Source organism: Paenibacillus woosongensis, assembly GCF_009725165.1.
Taxonomy (GTDB): domain Bacteria; phylum Bacillota; class Bacilli; order Paenibacillales; family Paenibacillaceae; genus Fontibacillus; species Fontibacillus woosongensis.
In genome coordinates this window covers 154,800-174,839 of record NZ_WNZW01000006.1, presented here as the reverse complement: position 1 = coordinate 174,839, position 20,040 = coordinate 154,800, and the positions used below count along the sequence as shown (strand labels likewise).

At 50.1% G+C, this 20,040-nt stretch carries 21 protein-coding genes and 1 riboswitch; all 21 genes read right to left on the bottom strand.

The features are described 5' to 3' along the window. Positions 1-81: 81 nt before the first annotated feature. Positions 82-1,233: an MBL fold metallo-hydrolase gene (locus GNP95_RS16110; protein ID WP_155611881.1), complete on the bottom strand. Its 1,152-nt coding sequence runs from the start codon at positions 1,231-1,233 to the stop codon at positions 82-84. Positions 1,234-1,267: 34 nt separating this feature from the next. Beyond that, a complete protein-coding gene (locus GNP95_RS16105) occupies positions 1,268-1,663 on the bottom strand; it encodes a DsrE/DsrF/DrsH-like family protein (protein WP_155611880.1) in 396 nt (131 codons plus the stop codon). Between the two features lie 48 nt (positions 1,664-1,711). Further along, on the bottom strand, positions 1,712-2,311 hold the full coding sequence (locus GNP95_RS16100; protein ID WP_269058982.1) for a sulfurtransferase TusA family protein: 600 nt from the start codon (positions 2,309-2,311) through the stop codon (positions 1,712-1,714). Between the two features lie 252 nt (positions 2,312-2,563). Next, a complete protein-coding gene (locus GNP95_RS16095; protein WP_155611879.1) occupies positions 2,564-3,787 on the bottom strand; it encodes an FAD-dependent oxidoreductase in 1,224 nt (407 codons plus the stop codon). A 32-nt stretch (positions 3,788-3,819) separates the two neighbouring features. Next, a complete protein-coding gene (locus GNP95_RS16090) occupies positions 3,820-4,599 on the bottom strand; it encodes a thiazole synthase (protein WP_019635222.1) in 780 nt (259 codons plus the stop codon). A 4-nt stretch (positions 4,600-4,603) separates the two neighbouring features. Next, positions 4,604-4,819: a sulfur carrier protein ThiS gene (gene thiS / locus GNP95_RS16085; RefSeq protein ID WP_155611878.1), complete on the bottom strand. Its 216-nt coding sequence runs from the start codon at positions 4,817-4,819 to the stop codon at positions 4,604-4,606. Beyond that, positions 4,797-5,444, bottom strand: coding sequence for a thiamine phosphate synthase (gene thiE / locus GNP95_RS16080; protein ID WP_155611877.1), 648 nt, complete (start codon positions 5,442-5,444; stop codon positions 4,797-4,799). Before thiE ends, thiS begins: the two co-directional genes overlap by 23 nt. Before the next feature lie 73 nt (positions 5,445-5,517). Further along, positions 5,518-5,627: riboswitch (TPP riboswitch) on the bottom strand. 54 nt (positions 5,628-5,681) lie between these two features. Further along, entirely contained in the window at positions 5,682-6,887 is a 1,206-nt protein-coding gene (locus tag GNP95_RS16075) for a TraB/GumN family protein (RefSeq protein ID WP_155611876.1), read from the bottom strand. Between the two features lie 48 nt (positions 6,888-6,935). Then, complete coding sequence (locus GNP95_RS16070) at positions 6,936-8,231, bottom strand: ABC transporter permease (protein ID WP_155611875.1); 1,296 nt, start codon at positions 8,229-8,231, stop codon at positions 6,936-6,938. Continuing rightward, entirely contained in the window at positions 8,224-9,129 is a 906-nt protein-coding gene (locus tag GNP95_RS16065) for an ABC transporter ATP-binding protein (protein WP_155611874.1), read from the bottom strand. The genes GNP95_RS16070 and GNP95_RS16065 overlap by 8 nt, the downstream gene beginning before the upstream one ends. 54 nt (positions 9,130-9,183) lie before the next feature. Next, a complete protein-coding gene (locus tag GNP95_RS16060; protein WP_155611873.1) occupies positions 9,184-10,083 on the bottom strand; it encodes an ATP-binding cassette domain-containing protein in 900 nt (299 codons plus the stop codon). Between the two features lie 2 nt (positions 10,084-10,085). Further along, positions 10,086-10,493, bottom strand: a complete 408-nt coding sequence (locus GNP95_RS16055; protein WP_330163473.1) for a GntR family transcriptional regulator — start codon at positions 10,491-10,493, stop codon at positions 10,086-10,088. A gap of 48 nt (positions 10,494-10,541) precedes the next feature. Next, a complete protein-coding gene (locus GNP95_RS16050; protein ID WP_155611872.1) occupies positions 10,542-11,273 on the bottom strand; it encodes a hypothetical protein in 732 nt (243 codons plus the stop codon). Between the two features lie 201 nt (positions 11,274-11,474). Beyond that, on the bottom strand, positions 11,475-11,939 hold the full coding sequence (locus tag GNP95_RS16045; protein WP_155611871.1) for a DUF420 domain-containing protein: 465 nt from the start codon (positions 11,937-11,939) through the stop codon (positions 11,475-11,477). A 27-nt stretch (positions 11,940-11,966) separates the two neighbouring features. Next, positions 11,967-12,893 carry a cytochrome c oxidase assembly factor CtaG gene (ctaG, locus tag GNP95_RS16040; RefSeq protein WP_155611870.1) on the bottom strand — a complete coding sequence of 309 codons (927 nt, stop codon included), beginning with the start codon at positions 12,891-12,893 and terminating at the stop codon, positions 11,967-11,969. 101 nt (positions 12,894-12,994) lie between these two features. Then, positions 12,995-13,315 (bottom strand): cytochrome C oxidase subunit IV family protein, encoded by a 321-nt coding sequence (locus GNP95_RS16035; RefSeq protein WP_155611869.1) that lies wholly within the window; start codon positions 13,313-13,315, stop codon positions 12,995-12,997. Between the two features lie 3 nt (positions 13,316-13,318). After that, complete coding sequence (locus tag GNP95_RS16030) at positions 13,319-13,948, bottom strand: cytochrome c oxidase subunit 3 (RefSeq protein ID WP_155611868.1); 630 nt, start codon at positions 13,946-13,948, stop codon at positions 13,319-13,321. After that, positions 13,945-15,795, bottom strand: coding sequence for a cytochrome c oxidase subunit I (ctaD, locus tag GNP95_RS16025; RefSeq protein ID WP_196427213.1), 1,851 nt, complete (start codon positions 15,793-15,795; stop codon positions 13,945-13,947). Before ctaD ends, GNP95_RS16030 begins: the two co-directional genes overlap by 4 nt. A gap of 94 nt (positions 15,796-15,889) precedes the next feature. Beyond that, positions 15,890-16,948: a cytochrome c oxidase subunit II gene (coxB, locus tag GNP95_RS16020; RefSeq protein WP_155611866.1), complete on the bottom strand. Its 1,059-nt coding sequence runs from the start codon at positions 16,946-16,948 to the stop codon at positions 15,890-15,892. A gap of 1,731 nt (positions 16,949-18,679) precedes the next feature. After that, positions 18,680-19,432, bottom strand: a complete 753-nt coding sequence (gene map, locus GNP95_RS16015) for a type I methionyl aminopeptidase (protein ID WP_155611865.1) — start codon at positions 19,430-19,432, stop codon at positions 18,680-18,682. Between the two features lie 168 nt (positions 19,433-19,600). Further along, positions 19,601-19,798, bottom strand: coding sequence for a hypothetical protein (locus GNP95_RS16010; RefSeq protein WP_155611864.1), 198 nt, complete (start codon positions 19,796-19,798; stop codon positions 19,601-19,603). Between the last annotated feature and the right edge of the window lie 242 nt (positions 19,799-20,040).

Here is a 20,040-nt window from a genome sequence, read left to right as displayed (position 1 = left end):
TGGTTCATACCTCCTAATGATCAATGAAATGAATGTATTGCGTAGTTACTGGGTCATCGCGGTTCTCCGCAGGTTCGCGGATTATTTATCATGCACGGCACAGCGGTTCGGACCGATCTCCATTTCACGCTGCTGATCTTCATCCGGATGTATTTTGCCCATATTTGTCTGGCGGATTTCCTGATAGGAGTTAGGGTGCTGCGGTAAATTTTCGGTAACCATCCTTCTGAAATCGGCTTCGGCAGTAATTTGCAAGCCAGGATTGCGCTCATAGAGATCCCCGAGTCGCGCGGAGACAGCTCCACCCTCCCCCAGCTCCGTTATTTTGCCAAAATGGGCAGGAAGTACGATCAATTCATCCGGTAACGATTTATAGCGATCATGCAAGGTGGTATACAGATCACCCACCCAATCCTCTGCTTTGCCAGCCAGATCCGGGCGTCCAATAGACTCGACGAACAGAATATCGCCGGTCAGCAAATACCGGTTATCTATGATGAAGGAAGTACTGCCGATTGTGTGTCCCGGAGAATACACCGGCTGAATTTCGATTTTAGTATTTCCCACGGTGACGACTTTTCCTTCCTCCAGCTGCTCATAATCAAATGTTACTTCTTCCGCATCCTTTGGAGGAAGCCAGTACGTTCCTCCCGTCTGCTCCGCCAATTTACGGCCTCCAGAGATATGGTCTGCATGCAGGTGCGTGTCCAGCGCGTACTTGATCGCAGCACCTTGCTCTGCGGCAAAGGCCGAGTATACGTCAGTCATTCTTGCCGCATCAATCACCGCGGCTTCCCCTGCGGAAACGACCATGTAGGACAGACAGCCTTTGCCGATTCGTACGAACTGGTACAACGAGCCGCCATCCTGCAGCTTGCCGATCAGCACGGGCTCCAAATGCTCGCTCCATGCCTTCATCCCGCCTTCCAAATAATACACACGGCTTTTATCCGCTTCCACGAGCTGCTCCGCCACGAACTTGGAGGAGCCTTCCTTGGCGCAGACGACGAGTACGTCTTTGTCCTCCGGCAGCTGCTCCAGTGCAGCGTCCACGCCTTCCAGCAAATCAAAATAAGGAATGTTAATCAGCTCAATGCTCTCCCCTTCGATTTGCCAATCGGCTGCGTCGCTTTCGTTGCGGACATCGAGAATGAATAATGGCTCCTTGTTCAGAACCCGCCGGGTCAACTCGCCGGCCGTCATTTTTTGCAATGGTGAAGTAGTTGCTGACATTCGAGTTATCCCCTTTCGATATATGGATCGTTAATTAAAAGGACAAGGACACATTAGCATCCTTCGCAAAATCTAAAAACGTTACAGCCCCTCCGACTTCAATGCCGTCGACGAAATCTTCTTTAGCCAGGTTCATGACATCCATCGTCATCTGGCAGGCGATCAATTTCACGCCCAGCTCCTGAGCCATGCTTACTAATTCCGGAATAGATGGAATGTTGGCATTCTTGAAGCCTTCCGCAAGATGTTCTTTCCCGGCTGGAAGCGGCAATTGCTGGTGACCCTGCTTGTGGATCAGATTCAGCCCTTCAAATGTGAAAAAGATAGCTACCTCAGCCTCCGTGGCTGCCGATGCCGTGGCGATATTGAATACTTTGTACGCGTCGAATAATCCGCCGTTACTTGCAATGATTGCTACTTTTGTTGTCATCATAATACCTCCATGAATTAGTTGATTTAATTTAAAAAATGGTGCGGGTTACTTCTCAACTGCCTGTTCCATAGGCCCTTTCCAATCTGTCATCCCCGGTGTTACATTCTTCACCTGCTTGAAGCCTTTATCGGCAAGCAGTTGGCAAGCCAAGTCGCTGCGGCTGCCGGTCCGGCACACTACATAGACTTCCTCGTCCGGATTCAGTTCGTCCACACGCAACTCCAGTTCTCCCAGCGGAATAGATCTCGCACCGGGAATGTGGCCGAAGGCATATTCCGCTGGCTCGCGAACATCAAGAATCGTAATGGCATCCTTCGCTGTGATTTTGACCTGCAAATCCTCATTCAAAGCGACATAGGGGTGCTTCTGCTCCGCTTTGATCTCATCGGACCGCGATCTGCGAAGATAATGCCTGAGAACGCCTTTCTCTTCAATCGTGCCTATATATTGATGGCCTGTATTTTTAGCCCAGCCTTGAATATCCGCCAGCGAACCGCGATCCGTGGCCTGAACCTCGATCACTTGGCCAGGATTCAACTCATCCATGGCCTTCTTGGTTTTTACTATGGGCATCGGACACGAAAGTCCTTTACAGTCCAGCGTTTTATCGACTTGCAGCGTCTGTACTTCTTGTGGTTCAGACAATTCGATTCCTCCCTTTCATCATGATTTAATAACTTTCCAAACGAGCCTAATTTTGATTCATCGCGATATATAATACATATACCTCTATGGGTATAAATCTTAGAACATAACCTTTACTTTGTCAACAAAGATTGCCGAAGCTTGGGGCGGTAATAATAACCAAGACAAAAAACCTCTTCTTGAGAAAGGCGATGCCGCCCACAAGAAGAGGTTTTTCACTTGCGATTGCTTCCGATTTTCTAATTACTGCGTTTAACGCATCATCATATGATTGAATCTTTCAGGCGCAAACGCCGGATAATAGCTGGGCAATTCCAGGCCTTCGATAACATCCGCTACGATTTTGGCCGTAATCGGGCTGAGCAAAATCCCGTTGCGATAATGGCCAGCCGCCAACACAATCTGATCCGAAGCTTCGAGGGACCCCAGCAAAGGACGGCCATCCTGGGTGGAAGGCCGCAGTCCGGCCCATTGGTGAAAGGGGATTTCCCCTTCCAGAGAAGGAAACAGCCGTTTATTCCATTTGCGCAGCCGCCCGATGCCCTTCTCCGTTACCGAAGTATCGAATCCGGCAATATCCTCGGATGCGCCGCATACGACGGTACCGTTATCTTTGGCGACCACGTATCCTTGATTGTTGAACACCATACCCCTCACCGTATGCCGAGCGTTATCGTAAGCGCATATTTGCCCGCGGATCGGATAAATCGGAAGGGGGAGCGCAATCGTTCCGGAAAGTTCCTGGGCCCAAGCGCCGGAGCATACAATTAAGCGATCTGCCGGAAATTTTCGGCCATCCTTGGACTTCAAGACGATCTCGCGGCGCAGAGACTGCTGCTGCCCCTGCAGCAGACCGAACAGCTGTCCTTGACCCTGTGCCCGTGGTGCTTGCGTTTGCTCCGGCATTTTACCAGGGCCTGGCAGCCAATCGACAATGTCCACGCTCTCCAAATGCTCGTAAATACGCACGCCCATATTCCGGCAAACCTGCTCTAACGCCTGCACATAATGCGGCGCATAAATATGGCTCTCCTCCGGGGTATATAATGCCGCCTTGACTTCGCTGGAGATCCCCGGCTCAATCCGCCGAAGCTCCTCTCCCTCGACAATCCGGCCGGAGGAACCGAATTCCCGCTGCCAGAGCAGCCTGCCCTCCAAGGCCAAAATATCCGCTTCGTGGTATACCGCATAAAGGCTGCCAGAATTGGCATATTCAAAGGCTTCTCCTGACATCTGCCTGATCTCCGCTTGCCATGCGGGATACAGCCGCAGGCTGTCCAGGCACAGTCGAAAGAATTCGTCCGGCTCCTCCAGGTTTTCGGAGTATGGCGCCAGCATACCGGCGGCTGCTCCCGAAGCTTGACCGCCGCATTTGCCGATTTCCAGCAGAGTTATGTTATGCCCCCGCTTCCGCAATTCAAAGGCGCAGGACAATCCGATAACGCCGCCGCCCATAATAACTATATTCTGCATCATGCTATCGCTCCCAGGCGCCATTTTTCATAGGGCTATTTCAAAATAAACTGTTCCAGGCCACTGCTCGCGGAAGCATACTTCTTCCGGGCAATTCGTCCGGATAAATAAGCTAGCCTTCCTGCCTCAATCGCGTGCTTCATGGCGGCCGCCATCATGACCGGATCCTTCGCCTTGGCTACCGGAGTGTTCATAAGCACCCCGTCTACGCCTAGTTCCATCGCTTTCGTCACGTCACTTGCCGTCCCCAGCCCGGCATCCACGATAACGGGCACGCCCGCTTCCTCTACAATCAGGCCTAAATTGTAAGGATTCAATATGCCGAGCCCCGTGCCGATCGGCGCTGCTCCCGGCATAATTGCAGCAGCCCCGGCTTCTTCAAGCCGGCGGCAGATGACCGGATCGTCCGAAATATAAGGAAGCACCGTAAATCCTTCTTTGACCAGCATTTCCGTCGCCCTAAGCGTCTCAATCGGGTCGGGCAGCAGTGTCTTCGCGTCCGCGCTGATCTCAACCTTGATCCAGTCGCTGAGGCCGGAGGCTCTAGCAAGCCGCGCAATCCGGACCGCTTCCTCGGCCGTGCTTGCGCCTGATGTGTTCGGCAAATATTGAAAAGCGTCATCCTCGATATGCTGCAATATGGAATCATCCTCTACCGCGTCGAGATTAATGCGCCGAATAGCAAACGTAAGCACTTCCGCCCCGGAAGCTTTGATCGCTTCCTTCTGCACGAACGGGTTGGGAAACAGCCCTGTGCCAATAAAAAAACGCGACGACAGCGAGCGACCGCCGATACGCAATGCATCGTCCCGCATCCGTTTAACCCCCTCCCACAAAATGAACCAGCTCGATAACCATCCCTGAAGACACCGTTGTATCCGCCCACTGCTCAGGGGTCAAAATCACACCGTCCGCTTCCACGATAACCGGCTTGCCCGTCAAGCCAAAATGGGCGACAACATCTTGAACAGTTCCCGCCTGCAAGCAGTGCTTAACACCATTCACCTTCAGCTCAACGCTGTGCGTATTTCCCATGAGCCGTTCCCCCTTGCTCTAATTTGCGAATAAAAGCCTCGCACGTCCCTCGCACGTCCGGATTACCTACAATTTCGGTCACCGCGCAGATTCGCGTTGCCCCGGCCGCGATCACTTCATCTGCATTATGCAGCTTGATGCCGCCGATCGCCACAAACGGAATGCGAATTTTCTCCGCTACCTCGCGAACATAGGAAAGCGTTACTGGTGCTGCACCCGCCTTCGTAGCCGTCGGGTATACGGGACCAACGCCGATATAGTCCGCTCCCTGCTGTTCTGCCAGCAGCGCCTCCTCGATCGCATGCGTGGAAATGCCGATGATTTTGCCGCCGACCAGCTCCCTGGCCGCAGGAAGCGGCGTGTCGCCCTGGCCCAGATGAATGCCGTCCGCATCTACCTCAAGCGCAATATCAATATAATCGTTGACGATAAAAGGGACATCATACCTGCGGGTCAATTCGCGAAGCCGCTTTGCCTTCTCCAGCACGGCTTTCCGATCACTGTGCTTGTCCCGAAGCTGCACGATATCTGCGCCGCCAAGAATAGCCTCCTCCATCACTTCGACAAGCTCCCTGCCAGGATGGCTTCTTTCATCGGTAATAGCGTACAAACGAAAATCTCTCATCTGCCAACTCTACCTCCGTTTTGTATTTACCGGCTGCAAGACACAAAAAAGCCATTCGAGAATACACGAATGGCTTTAAATTCGATATGTTCTCTACGCCAGCATTACCTGGATCAGATTAACGGTCCGGAACATCAGGTTCCAATCTCAGCCGGACTTTATCCAGCACCCGCACTCCATATTCAGTTACTTTCACTATAACTTACCTTAGTAGCCTTGGCAAGATTATCCGAACGCTCATTTGCGAACGACGGAATAGCCTTTATCCTGCAGCAACTGAACGATGCCGTCTTTGCCGGCGAAATGCGCGGCGCCAACTACAATGAAATATTCCGCTTTCTTGTCGCTTTTCAGGTATCCATCGATTTTATCGGCCATAACGATATTCCGGTCGGTCAGCATCGCTTTGTAATACTCCGGATCCTCGATCATGCTCTCGGTGAACTCAAGCAGTTTCTGATCATCCCCTGATTTCCACATATCGGCCATATCGTCCACAAGTTCAGCTGAAACATCGAAGTTATCCAAGGCGGTATTTAGGTTTTTCTCCTGCAATTCGCTGGAGAACCCGTCGAGCATGCTCAGCTGGGACTCGTAGGTTTCCAGTTCCAGCACCGGCAGCTTGCGTTCTATGGCTTTCTGGATGAAATACAGGTCTATTCCGGCAGAGGCTTCATAACCTGACTGCATCGATTTAAGCGTGCTGATGGTACTCTCGACGACCCATGGCTTGAAGACATCAAAGGCGTTTGGCTCCAGGCCGTTCTGCTGCAAAATATCCTGAAGCTTTGCATATGTCTCCTTGGACACATGATCCTTCAAAGTCGTACCGTCCTGATACATTCCCACATCCAAGATCAGCTTCTGATTGGCTTCATCAGCAGCCTTGCTAAGGTCAATTTCTACCCCCAAATAATCCGCTTCGGCAAAAGCATCCTCGAATTCCGAACGCAGCGGATAAAAGCTGTCGTCCGCAATATGCATCGATCCTACCAGATAGACCGTATTGCCGTCATGTTTGACTTCCCACATGAAGCCGCGGGCACCTTCTCCCGTAGCTTCGGAGATAAGAAACACTGTGCGGGATTGCTGATCCCAATGCACCTTATAGCCTGCCGCTTCGCCGACGATTCTAATCGGCGCGTACGTATCGCCGTTAATCAGCTCTGTCTTGCTGTTCAGCACAATCTCCTTGCCGTCCATCACGACATGAATCGTACTATCCTGTACATCGCTTAATTGAACATTCATTGCTTGAAGCGTTGATCTCAGCGGCACCATCGTAGTTCCTTGATCAACAATAGGCGCATTTGTCGCGAATTCAACGTTTTGGTTGTTGATCTTGACCGAAGCTGGCTGTGGAGCAGCCATAGCCGGGGCCGCCGCAGCAAGCAAGCCTACAGAAATAAAGAGGGATAAGAGCGATCGTTTCCAATTTTTCATGTTCATCTTCTCCTTTGTTTACAACGATATTTTTAAAATTCACACGATTTAAATCTTGTACGCCTTCATCGCTTTGCGCAGCTCCTTCATCGTCGGACGCTTGCCGTACAGCAGGACTCCCGTACGGTAAATCTTGGCGGCCAGCCAGCTGAAGAAGACAATAGCGACAATAAGGACCAGCAGAGACAGCCCTATCTCCAGCAGCGTTGCATCCCCTGCGCCATACCGCAGCAGGATCGTGACGGGAGACACGAACGGAATGTAAGAGCACACCTTGAGCAGAAGGGAATTCGGAGACGATAAGCTAAACATCGCCACATAGAATGCTGCCAGAGATAGCATCGTGATCGGCATCACCGCCTGGCCAAGATCCTCCGTGCGGCTGACAATGGAGCCAACCGCTGCGTACAAAGTTGCATAGAGGAAATAGCCCAGAATATAGAAAATAAGTCCAACAAGCAGAATGGATAGATCCATTTGCGATAAATCCAAATTCAACTCGCCCAAGGATGCCTGATTGTACGGCAATGCAAGGTTGATGGCAACTACGGCGATGAAGATGGCGATCTGCAGCAGACCGACCAGGAACATGCCTAGAATTTTGCCGAACATTTGCGTCAGCGGTGAAACGCTCGTTACCAGAATCTCCATGATCCGCGAGCTTTTCTCAGAAGTTACCTCAGCAGCAATCATGTTGCCTGTCATCATATTGGTCATGAAGAACAGAATGATAAGCCCATATACAATAACGTAATTGACCGCAGCCGTCTTAGAGCCTTCATTTGCAACGGCAGTACTGCCCGTCCCTGCGGCCTGTTCAGCCTTCAGCTCTTCGACGATAACTGGAGCGCTTATCGCCGCGATTTGCTCCTCGGTTAGGGAGCTTCCACGAGTGACGTATTGCATTTTCACGTTCTCCAGTGCGGGCTGGAGCGTCGAGTGAAGCGTTAAATCCATGCTGTTCTTCTTAGAGGTGTACATAACCTTCGGAAATTGCAGCCCTTCAGCCTCGCCGAACTCCAGGTATCCCTTGATCGTTCCGTTCTCGATATCGTTCATGAGCGCCTGATCATTCGCTTGCTCGTATTTCACGAGCTTGATTTTGCCATCCGGCTGCTTGTCGATAAACGCCTCCAGCGACGCTGCAATCTCAGGCTGGTTGCCATAGACAAGGCCAATTTGGGAACTTGCAGCGCCCTCGTTTCCCGAGAATATTTGAATCAGATACGGCACATGAATACCGATGGATAGCAGCAGGGCAAAAATAACGGTAGTAACGACAAATGATTTCGTCTTGACCTTATTGGCAAAGGTGAAATTAATGATCGGCAGCAGTTTATTCATGCGACTCACCTACCTCTTTAATAAAGATTTGATTCAACGTCGGTTCCTTGATTTCAAAATGCTCAACTGTGCTCTCTTCCATCGCCCGGCGCAAAATGTCCTGAGCGGCCGCTACATCGGAAATCCGGATGGAATAGCCGCGCTCGCGGTGTTCAACCCGCACTACCCCCGGGATGGCCTCCAGGCCGGAAACCGTTCCCGTCGTATGAAGAAGAACCTCCTCGCGCGGATAGCGCTTCTTGATGTCCTGAATATTCCCTTGCAGTACTGTATTGGAACGCTGCAGAATCGTAATATTGCTGCACAGCTCCTCCACGTGCTCCATGCGGTGGGTAGAGAACAGGATGCTCGTTCCTCCATCCCGCAGCTCTTTTACAGTCTCTTTAAGCAGTTCGACATTAACCGGATCAAGTCCGCTGAAGGCTTCATCCAGGATCAGCACCTTGGGCTTATGTACGACAGCTGCGATAAAGCCCATTTTTTGCTGGTTCCCTTTGGAGAGCTCTTCAATTTTCTTGTTATAATAATCCGGCACCTCGAAGCGTTCCAGCCAGTAACGCAGACTTTTGTCCGCCTCTTGAGCCGACATTCCCTTCAGCCGGGCCAAATAAATGATTTGATCACTGACCTTTACTTTCGGATATAAACCTCGTTCCTCCGGCAAATAACCCATCTTGTGCTGCAATTCGCTGCTGTATTCCTGCCCATGGTAGAGAATTCGCCCCGCATCGGGGTATATTAACCCGAGCACCATCCGCATAGTCGTTGTTTTACCTGCTCCATTGCCGCCAAGGAGCCCGTATATTTCTCCCTCCTCGACTTGGAGGGAAATGCCGTTTACCGCCGTTTTCTCCCCGAACTGCTTCGTTACCTGTTCCAATACCAATGGTTTAGCCATCGTTTCAGCCTCCTTGTTCCATGCCTCTATTTCTATCAATTCCATAAATAAATATCATCTATGTTCCGGTGCGTGCCCTTGGATCCATAGTTGGAGCACCTCTTCCAATTCAAGGGCCCGGGTCCGCAATACCTGAAGATCCTTGGACTGCTGGAGTTCACTCATAAAAGCTTCATCCCGGACGATCAATTTATGCATCGACTGCTCATCCTCATCGCACCGAATGAGCTCAGGCCTTCCCGTCCATTCGCCTAAATCACCGCGAACCCATACCTCATAGCAGCTTCCGTAGAGCAGGTCTTTCTCCGCCATGCCCAGCACCTTACCCTGATGCACCAATACAATGTAGTCGGCAAGCCGTCTTACTTCCTCTACGACATGGGTCGCCATGATGATGGTAACATCCTCTTCCAGCATGCTATACTGAAGCTCTGCGAGCATATCCTTCCAGATAAATGGATCAAGCCCGGACGATAGTTCATCGAGAATAAGCAGCTTGGGGCTTGCGGCCAGGGCAGCAGCAACCTCAAATTTACGGCGCTCCCCCTTGGACATGCGGTTTAGCCGTTCATTTCGCGGCACCTCAAAGTGTGTCATCAAGCGTTCAAATTTCTTTTGATCCCAGGATGGATACCAGTGAGCCCGGAAGCTCGCGGCCTGCTCCGCGGTCTGGTAGTTTTCCTCTACTAGCGGATTCTCCGACACATAGGCAATCCTGCTTCTGATTTCCTGCGGCAAATCGCCGGCGCTCTTGTCCCCAAACCACCTGATTTCCCCTTCATCCGGAATAAGGCTCCGAGTCAGCATGTGGAGAATCGTACTTTTCCCAGAACCGTTAGACCCAACCAGCGCGACGATGTGTCCCTGGGGAATCTGGAGATTGACTGGCCCAATCATTCTACGCCGCCGTTTTTTTATGACGTCTTTAAGCTCCAGCGCCAAAGTTTCGTTCATTCCTAGCTCCCCTCCCCCATATGCGAACGGTATTTGTTCTTAATGATCTCTAGAAAAAGAGCCTTCAGCTCCTCCTCGCTATATTGCACGGATAAGCCCGCTTCTACGGCGGCTTCGACGGCTTCCTGCACGACCATTCGGCGGTATTCACTCCTCTCGTTATGTCCAACCCGGGCTACAAAGGTGCCCGTTCCTTGTTTGGTAAGCAGCAGCCCTTCATTCTCCAGGTCCTGGTATACCCTCCGGACGGTAATAACGCTGCACTTTAAGCTGCTGGCGAATTCCCGAATAGAGGGCAGCAGCGTTCCCTCTTCAATTTGCCCGCTTACGATAAGAGAACGCAACTGCGTCTCAATTTGAAAATATAAAGGCTCCGCACTATTCTCATTGATTTGAATGGGGATCCACACCTTTCTGTCTCACCTCCGGCTTATCCCTGTCGGAAATCATTTCCGCGATCATATCAAGTCCCTCTTTCCCAGCTTGCTTAGCGTCATTTTGCAAAATAGAGCCAAGGATAATCCACCAAGGATCAACATTCCCCACATCAACGGCGATAGGAGTGAATACCGCTTGGACTGCTCCAGGGTGTATGTGAGTGCATTCCCGTCAAACCAGTGAATCAGAAATGCCACAATGCCTGCTGCGAGCGCGATAAGAGTACTGATCCAGAGATATCTGCGGCCTGTACTGAGAAATTCAAAGTAAATATAAATTCCGTTGATGAATAGGAGGTATCCGGTCCATGTCAAAGCGAAGGCGAGCATCCTCCCCACATCGGTAAGCCAGTCGCTGGTGAATCCCGAGAGCCAATAATAAGCCGGATAAAACAGCAGGCCATTAAACAGCGTCGCCGTAAGCAACTGAATGATCCGCCCGCGCAACACCGTAATCGCAGGGATGGGAAGCGTCCGGTAGTATTGCAGCATGCGGGTATACGAATCTTCCTTAAGATAGTTAAAAGACCTTCTGGAGAAATAGAACCCAGTGATAGGAATTAATACGAAAAACATAAAATCCTGCAATGGATCCAAGTATGCTCCTGCTCTGGGCGATGGAGTCGCCAGCGCGCCGATTGCAACTGCCATATATATCATAAAAAGAACGTTCCAAAACAAGTAGAGCCGATCCAGCCTTAAATCTCTTTTAAAAATGACCCATGCGTCTTTCCAGGTGTTGTTCAAACTCATCAACCTTTCTTCGCCCTTTAGAATTATATTTGCGATCTTGACGATCCTTCATGTTCAGTGTGTATATACGTGTGCTTACTGTGTATATCATTATATACAGTATATACGGGTCGTTTTCATGCGTCAATCCCTTTTTTGGAAAAAAAAAGACCTCGCTCTCAAGCGCATACCGCTCAAGATCGAGGCCTTGCCATTTATTCCTTATGTGCCAAGCAGAATATCCCATACCGGCTTCGTATGACCGCCAGGATACAGTACGTACAGCAATACATAGACAGCTACCCCGGTGATGGCTGTGAAGAACCAGATGATCGACGTAACTTTGCCCCACTTGCGATGCTTTGCATACTTCTCCTTGAAGCCGAGCGTCAAGGTCGTGATACCGAATACGGCAGCCACTGTCGCCAGAACTATGTGGAAAATAAGAAACGTCTGGTAGTAAGGCTTAAGCGACTCCGGGCCGCCCCAAGCAGTGTTGCCGATAAAGGCCGTACGTGACGTATAGATAATAAAGAAAATGATTGCCGCGATCGCCGCCGCGATCATCGTTTTCTTATGGGCTTCTCTTTTGCCCTTAATAATCTGTCCCCAGCCAATGGCTACCAAAATGGCACTAATAACGATAAAAGAGGTGCTTAGCGTAGGGAATAGGGTAAACAGGTCCATTTCCATCCTCCAATTGTCTTATTGATCTTACGCCTGATTCAATTCATGCGGTGGCACATCAGCGATCAGCTCATTTTCTTCGTCCTCTTTATTCTCCTGCCGATACCACTGGAAGAATACATAGGCCAACATCGATGCAAAAATAAGCTCCTGTATAAATTTCATCAGGATTCCGCCGACCTGCTGATCTACGCGGGTCTCCAGAAAACCGAAAAACTCCGGCCCGCCGAATTGGCTTAGCAGCGCCGCCGGGTCTCCGCCGGGTACGCAGTAGCCCATCGCTTGAGCCCATATATTAGGATCGCTGTACGTAGCGTAAAGCGGCTCGCTGGCGAAGATGATCAAACCGCAGGCCGGCGTCAGCAGTACCATGTTCAAATAAATGAAGCCAAGCTTCTTCAAGCCCTGCGGAGTTGCGCGTTCCGGGATCGGACTGACGAACGTCCACCACATCAGTACCGCTGCAATGAACAGAACTAAATAATACAGGCGGTGAACCCCAAAGTTAAGCATAACATAATCATGAACTACGGGGAGATGGTAGATTGAGAACAATCCGTTAAATAAGACGGCAGAAACGACGGGATGAACCATGAATTTCAGCTTCTTCAGCGGAGTCCGTTCAAAAAAACGTACGAACGAACGCCAAATCCATGGCGGTATTCCTAACATAAGCAGCGGCGGAGCAACGATATAGGACAAGGCCATGCTCAGCATATGGAAGCTGAACATCGTATGTCCAAGCAAATTGACTGGTCCCCCCTGGGCCAAGTGCATCAAGAACATCCCTGCAACGAACATCACTTTGCGGCCCGCCGAAGTCGGTTCGCTATGAGGGAACCTTTCGCTAAGCGGGCCTACAATCAAGAAATAGCCAGCTGTAATTAACAGCATGAATGACATAAAGACGGGACTCCAAACATCACTAAAACTAAAATATTGTAATCCCAGCAATTTAAAAACTCCCTCCGCCGCTTGGAATTCTGTCCAAATTGTGAACTAACCCCATAATATACAAAAGAGGGGGCTTATATACAAGCCCGCCTCTTTTTATTTTACCACCACATCCAGTAAAGCGCCGCAATAATACACAGCCCGGCAACAAAAAATCCTCCAGCCATGAATATGATCGGAATCATATGTCCCTTATCCTTCAAGTGCATCCAATAGCCAAGCTGAACGAGTACTTGAAGAATAGCCATCGCGATCAGCAGGATGACCGTAAACGCCGTGTTCACGCCCCCTGCCGCTACCGTCGCAAATGCGATCGCGGTCAATACGATCGAGAATATGAAGGCCACGACATGCTTCTGAGGTCCTTCATGCCGATGCCGGTGCTTCACCATTGAACCTTCGTTGTTATGCTGATTGACCATCGTTTAGCCTACCACCTTTCCAAGCAGGTAAACTACCGTAAAGACGAATACCCAAACAACGTCAACGAAGTGCCAGTACATTGCCGAGACATATACCTTCGGTGCAGTTACCACCGTCAGTCCCTTTTTCGCTACTTGGAAGATCAAAAGCGAAATCCAGCAGATACCAAAAATAACGTGCGCTCCGTGGAATCCGACGAGTGTGTAGAACGAGGAACTGAAAGCACTTGTCGTCATGCCGTATCCGTAATGCGTAACATACTCATAAAACTCATAGATTTCCAAGCATAGGAAACCCAGGCCCAGCAATACCGTAACCGTCAGCCAAGTTAAGAGCGACTTCACGTTGCCCCGGTGCATGGCCTGAATTGAGAATACGCTCGTCAAGCTACTCACCAGGAGGATCAACGTCGCAACAGCGGTAATCGGCAGGCTGAACAGCTCGGAGGCTGATGGACCATCAGCCACTTGATTCCGCAGCGTCAAAAATGTTGCGAATAACGTACCGAACAGAACCGCTTCCCCTGCAAGGAACAGCCAGAAGCCTAAAATTTTATTACGGCCTTCTAACGTTGCCTTCTCCGGTTCATGGGGGAGCTTGTTTGTAGCTTGCTCTGCATGAAGAGTGGTCATGCTTCTGCCCCCTTCCCATCGATTTCTTCTGGTTCAATATGCCATCCCGCATCGTCGTACAGGGAATGAACGATCATCGAGCCGAAGGTGATACCTAAACCGATAATAACTACGATGTAGTTGTTGAACAAGAAATTCAGGAAGCTATTGCCGAAATCATCCGTCGTAAACATGAACCCAAGGCCGGCTATGAACAAGCCTACAGACATGACAAACGGAATAATCGTCGGCGATGGCATATGAATCGGACCTACCGGCTCAGCAGGAGTCATCTCCTTATGTCCAGCCATTTTCTCTTTCCAATATGCGTCAAGACCGCGAACAAGCGGAAGCTGCTTGAAGTTGTACTCCGGCGGCGGCGACGGAATTGCCCATTCCAGGGTGCGGCCGTCTCCCCAAGGATCGTTTTCAACTCCTACAGGTTTTCTTGCCGTAATTACAATATTGATCAGGAATAGGATAACCCCTACACCCATCAAGAACGCACCAATCGTACTCAACACGTTCATAAGATCAAAGCCTTGGTTAGGCAAGTATGTGTATACGCGGCGCTGCATTCCGACCAGGCCTAGGAAATGCTGCAGGAAGAAGGTCAAGTGGAACCCGATAATAAACGTCCAGAATTCGATTTTTCCAAGCGTTTCGTTCAATACCCGACCAAACATTTTCGGCCACCAGTAATGCAGGCCAGAGAACAATCCTAGAACAAGCCCCCCTACGATAACGTAGTGGAAATGCGCTACAACAAAATAAGTATCGTGGAACTGATAATCCGCAGGAGCAGAACCGAGCATAACCCCGGTTACTCCACCCATTACGAAGGTTGGAATAAATCCGATGGCGAACAGGTTCGCCGTGTTGAATGTAATTTGTCCGCCCCACATCGTAAATAGCCAGTTAAAGATTTTGATTCCTGTAGGAACCGCAATCAGCATCGTCGCAATAGCGAACAGCGCGTTGGCTACCGGCCCCATACCTGTCGTAAACATATGGTGCGCCCATACCATGAAGCCCAAGAAGGCAATCAGGATGGTCGCAAATACCATGGAGCTGTATCCGAACAGGCGCTTGCGCGAAAATGTACTCACGACTTCAGAAATAATCCCGAACGCAGGCAGAATAAGGATATAAACCTCAGGGTGCCCGAAGATCCAGAATATATGCTGCCAGAGAACAGGGTTGCCCCCGCCCGCAACGTTAAAGAAATTGGCTCCCAAAATCCGGTCGAAGCTGAGAAGCACCAAACCGACCGTAATCGCCGGGAAAGCGAACAGAATCATCGCCGATGTAACGAAAGTCGTCCAGGTAAACATCGGCATGCGCATGAAGGACATGCCTGGCGCGCGCATGGTAATGATCGTCGCGAGGAAGTTAATCCCCCCGATCAGCGTACCGAGGCCGGCTATTTGCAGACCAATGGTATAGAAGTCGACGCCGTGCGTCGTACTGTATGTCGTTGAGGATAGAGGGGCATAAGCCGTCCATCCTCCGTCCGGAGCGCCTCCCATAAACCAGCTGAGGTTAAGCAGCAATCCCCCGAACAGGAACGTCCAAAAGCCGAGCGAGTTCAAGAATGGGAACGCAACGTCGCGAGCCCCGATTTGCAGCGGGATTACCGCATTCATGATCGCAAAAATAATCGGCATTACCCCAAGGAAAATCATTGTTGTTCCGTGCATCGTGATCAATTCGTTGAACTGCTGAGCAGTTACAAACGTATTCATTGGCTTCCATAACTGGACGCGGATCAATAGCGCTTCGATCCCGCCTATTCCAAAGAAGAAGCCCCCTGCAATCAAATACAGAATGGCTATTTTCTTATGGTCAACCGTTGTCAACCAATCCATCAAACCCTTGTGCCGCTTGACACTGTGAGCGTGAGCCAAGGTTTGTACCCCCTTTAAAGTCCTGTGCATCAATGCCGTCTGATAATCTGAAAACCTAGTAATTCAGCTTAACGTTAGCCAAATACTCCGCAATTCCTTCAATTTCTTCGTCCGTCAGCCCAAGGTCTTCCTTCGGGGAAGGCATATGGTTACCCGGCTTGACTTCTTGCGGGTTGGTCAACCATTCGATCAAATTGTCTTTGACCGGCTTGCCCGGGAACGGTTTGTTCGAGCCTTCTTCGTTGATCAGGATGCCCGCGACCGTCTCGCGGTTTCCGATACCCGTCAAGTTCGGCCCCATCGGCCCGCCTTGATCCCCTACCGCATGACAGCTCAGACATTGCGTCTTGAACACTTCAGCAAGTGCAGGATCCTGGATCGGCTCAACCGGCTGCTTAATTGCGGCTACCCAATTATCAAACGATTCCTGGCTTACCGCCTTCACCTTAAATTCCATCAAGGCATGGGACGGTCCGCACAGCTCCGCACACTTCCCGAGGTAAACGCCTTCTTTCTCGGCCTCTAGCCAAGCTGTGTTAATCGTTCCCTCGGTATTCGTATCCGTCTTTCCTCCAAGTGAAGGTACCCAGAAGGAGTGAATGACGTCTGCAGTCTTCAATTGAAAAGCGATTTTCTTATTCGTAGGAATAATCAAATCCTGAGCCGTCGTAATGTCGTAATCCGGATAATTGAACTCCCACCAGAACAAATGCGAGGTTACCTTTACCCGAACGGCATCCTTATCCTCCCAATAGTTCTCCCCATAAGCGAACACTTTCTGAACCGTCGCTACAGCAAGGACAAGAACGAGAATCAGCGGAATCCCTGTCCAGATGATCTCCAGCAGGTGATTTCCTTCCACTTGCTTCGGCATCTCCTTATCCCCAGGCTTGCGACGGAACTTAATCAGTACATAGGCCGCAATACCGAATACAATTACGAGCACGGAGAGCATGATCGTAATCGCCAGCTTCATCAAATCGAATTGTCCTTGTGCTACCGGGCCTTGTGGTCTGAGTGCAGACAAGTCTTCGCGACCGCAAGCAGACAGTAAGAACGTCAGCCCAACAAACAAAGGAACAAGCCTTTTCCCAGCCTTCCACCGTTTCATCATTGATCTACCCCACTTTTACGTATTCTTCCGATGATTACAGGCTTTTTCCCTTGCCCGGGGAAAAACTTTCCTGCCCTAGCACGGAAACTGCAATCCTGTCAATTAAAACAATCACTTATTAAATATAAGAGTGAACCCCTCTTTTGTCAATGAGATCAAGGGAGTTCACAAATTGTTCAAATGTCTGAAAAAGCCCGCCATAACAAGGTTTGCGAGCGTTTCCACCCTTCTGTTTCCCCCTGCGCCTCGTTTCTTGCCGCTAGACTGTGAGAGGCGCTTTCCCATTTTGCCCTCGGCCAAATCATTTTGAACCATTTTCGACATTTCAGCGAATTTCTTGTCACAATTCATCAGAAAAACTCCAAGCCTCTGGCTAGCGAGCCATTACCGCTGGCAGCAAGTGGCAAACTGCGCTGCCGAACCCCGTGCTCCCGTGATTGTAGCTAGACGGAGACCTGACCAAGATCTGGCTGTGAAACGGAGAGCTGGACTGAGATCAGGGTCAGGATCTGAATTCGGGATCGGGATTCGGCATCAAGAGCGAGACCGGGATCGGGATGGTACACGCGGCACGGGACCGGGTCGTGAATTGAGAACACGACACGGATGATAGTGTGATCGGAACGAGAACGCAAGGCCTTGAACGAGATACGTGACGCGAACGATAGTCGACCGAACGAAATGGAGACGCGCGGCCGGTCGTGAGATCGGAATACGAAACACGAGGTGCTAGATCTGAAGCACGGGATCGTGGCATTTTAACGAATCTCACGAACGCTATTTACCTAAAAAGAGCCAACATTAAAATGTAACGAAGCTATGTAACGTTATTTCATGCTTAACCACTCCAATAAGAAAATAAACCGCAAATAAGGTGACTGAGATTCATTAGAATTAAATTAATAGCTAATATGTACATATAACGCTAATGAGATTCGTTATATTCGGGCTATCCGTCGCAGGCCTCTTTCGAAGTACATGATGGGTTTGTCCGATTGGGCTCAACACCCGACCTTATCATTGCTGCACTTAGCAAATGATCGAATATGTACCAGCAACGAAAAGTAAAAGCCACAAATATAAAAAAACGACATCTCTGCCGTTTGGGTTAGATTATTGTGATATCCAAGAGATATTCTAATTCGCAGTCCCATTCAATTTGCTACTGACGGCGACTCGACGAAAGGATAACTCTAACGGCAGCGATAGATTACAGTTTCGACCCGTACCAGCACTCCCGCCCCGTTAACTGTTTACTGTACCCTTACCTTTACCTACCACACTTTATGCCGTATTTATAACGGTGCTTTGTGCGTGTAACTCTACTTCTATCTGTACTTGCAACTGTATTTTTTGTGCCTGTAACTCTACTTTGTGCGTATAACTCTACTTGTATCTGTACCAGTACTTGAATCTGAACTTAAGGCTATACCCGTACTTTATCCATCTACCTATCCATCTACCGCCAACATCTCCATTATAATCCCCTTCGCTCCCTGCTTGCGGTCCGCCCCCCCTGAATTCTGCCTTCTCTCCAATTTCGCCTGAGGGCTGTTAGCCTTCGGGAAGCCAGCATATAAGACAATCGTTCTCGTCGTATATTCAAGGAAAACAGACCGCAAACCACTGTTTGACGCTAGTTCATCTTGGCATAAAGAGTAACGAGGAGTCGGATTAGATACGGAGATCTTGTTATACTTGGCAAAAAGGCACCGCCATCGCACGTCCTCTTCACAAGGAAGTAAGGACGACGGGAGCTCCTTTTGTTATCGCTATTGTATGTTCATAATGCCCGCCCAAGCTTCCGTCGGCCGTACGGATCGTCCACCCGTCATCATCCCACAGGACGGCGCCCGTATCCCCGGAGGTTAGGATCGGTTCTACCGTGATGACCATCCCCTCCCGCAATAGCGGTCCAGTATGGGCACGCCCAAAGTTCGGCACATCCGGCGGCTCGTGCATGGACCGGCCAATGCCATGCCCGATCAGCGGCTTCACGATGCCGATGCCTGCTTCTCTCGCCACCCCTTGGACCGCCGCGCTGATATCTCCCACGCGTTTGCCCGCCACAGCCTGCGCGATGCCTTTCTCCAGGGCTTTATGCGTGATGGTCAGCAGCCGGTCAGCTTCTCCGCTAACCTCTCCGATGCGGTAAGACCAGGCTGAATCGGCGAGCCAGCCATTCTTGTTCACGACGATGTCAATGGTCACGATATCTCCGTTCTGGAGCTGGCGATGGTTCGGGAATCCATGGCAGACGACATCGTTCACCGAAGCACAGGTTGCAAACGGGTAACCCCGGTACCCCTTTTGCTCCGGCGTTGCTTTTCTGCCAGCCAAGTACTGCTCCACCCATTCGTCGATTTCCAGCGTTGTCATTCCCGGGCCGATCCGGCTGGCAAGCTCGCCGTGACACTCGGCAAGGATTTTGCCGGCCTCCCGGATTTTTAATATTTCTTCCCTCGTCTTCAGGTTGATTTTCAATATTTCCGTCTCCTCTCGAGAGCTTTAACACCCCGTTAATAAGCGTTGTTATAATATATGTAGGAATAAGCAGAAAAAAACCGCCCTGCGGCATGACGCTGCAAGACGGATATCCACTGTTCCTCATTAAATGAACGACTGCAAGTGCTTGACACTCAGCAGGAGGCGTCAAGATACGGACGAGTTGACTGAATTCAGCTTGCCCATTTCATGTTCAACCAGGTCCGTTAATTCTTCTTCATAGCCGCCCATGATACGATATTTCCGGACGTATTCCTTTACGAATTTTTTCGGGTCTTTCGGCTTATATATCCGGGTCATCTCCCGCAGACTTTCCTTTACTTCATTGTGACCTTTCGTTGCCATACATATTCCCTCCCAGAACGCTTGTAATTAATGCTCCGATTTCGAGAACGCCGAAAAGTGATGTTGATTCATGAAGTCTTGGGCTGCATTACGCCTTCTCGGCAGGCACCTGACACTATTACATACCCATAGAAATTCCTGTTTAATCAAGCTGGCAACCATACATGTCCGAATAGCCCGGACAATCCGCAGACTTGATGGAATAACCTCCTATCTCTTATATTGTAACATATTCAGCTCAG

What these genes read in the sequence shown, in the direction of transcription:
- GNP95_RS16075 (WP_155611876.1), bottom strand. Translation starts at nt 6,887, where the DNA reads ATGAAAAATTGGAAACGATCGCTCTTATCCCTCTTTATTTCTGTAGGC.
- GNP95_RS16095 (WP_155611879.1), bottom strand. Translation starts at nt 3,787, where the DNA reads ATGATGCAGAATATAGTTATTATGGGCGGCGGCGTTATCGGATTGTCC.
- GNP95_RS16070 (WP_155611875.1), bottom strand. Translation starts at nt 8,231, where the DNA reads ATGAATAAACTGCTGCCGATCATTAATTTCACCTTTGCCAATAAGGTC.
- coxB (WP_155611866.1), bottom strand. Translation starts at nt 16,948, where the DNA reads ATGATGAAACGGTGGAAGGCTGGGAAAAGGCTTGTTCCTTTGTTTGTT.
- GNP95_RS16045 (WP_155611871.1), bottom strand. Translation starts at nt 11,939, where the DNA reads ATGGACCTGTTTACCCTATTCCCTACGCTAAGCACCTCTTTTATCGTT.
- GNP95_RS16090 (WP_019635222.1), bottom strand. Translation starts at nt 4,599, where the DNA reads ATGCGGGACGATGCATTGCGTATCGGCGGTCGCTCGCTGTCGTCGCGT.
- GNP95_RS16050 (WP_155611872.1), bottom strand. Translation starts at nt 11,273, where the DNA reads ATGAGTTTGAACAACACCTGGAAAGACGCATGGGTCATTTTTAAAAGA.
- GNP95_RS16060 (WP_155611873.1), bottom strand. Translation starts at nt 10,083, where the DNA reads ATGAACGAAACTTTGGCGCTGGAGCTTAAAGACGTCATAAAAAAACGG.
- GNP95_RS16105 (WP_155611880.1), bottom strand. Translation starts at nt 1,663, where the DNA reads ATGACAACAAAAGTAGCAATCATTGCAAGTAACGGCGGATTATTCGAC.
- ctaD (WP_196427213.1), bottom strand. Translation starts at nt 15,795, where the DNA reads ATGGATTGGTTGACAACGGTTGACCATAAGAAAATAGCCATTCTGTAT.
- GNP95_RS16010 (WP_155611864.1), bottom strand. Translation starts at nt 19,798, where the DNA reads ATGGCAACGAAAGGTCACAATGAAGTAAAGGAAAGTCTGCGGGAGATG.
- GNP95_RS16035 (WP_155611869.1), bottom strand. Translation starts at nt 13,315, where the DNA reads ATGGTCAATCAGCATAACAACGAAGGTTCAATGGTGAAGCACCGGCAT.
- GNP95_RS16030 (WP_155611868.1), bottom strand. Translation starts at nt 13,948, where the DNA reads ATGACCACTCTTCATGCAGAGCAAGCTACAAACAAGCTCCCCCATGAA.
- thiS (WP_155611878.1), bottom strand. Translation starts at nt 4,819, where the DNA reads ATGGGAAATACGCACAGCGTTGAGCTGAAGGTGAATGGTGTTAAGCAC.
- thiE (WP_155611877.1), bottom strand. Translation starts at nt 5,444, where the DNA reads ATGAGAGATTTTCGTTTGTACGCTATTACCGATGAAAGAAGCCATCCT.
- GNP95_RS16110 (WP_155611881.1), bottom strand. Translation starts at nt 1,233, where the DNA reads ATGTCAGCAACTACTTCACCATTGCAAAAAATGACGGCCGGCGAGTTG.
- GNP95_RS16065 (WP_155611874.1), bottom strand. Translation starts at nt 9,129, where the DNA reads ATGGCTAAACCATTGGTATTGGAACAGGTAACGAAGCAGTTCGGGGAG.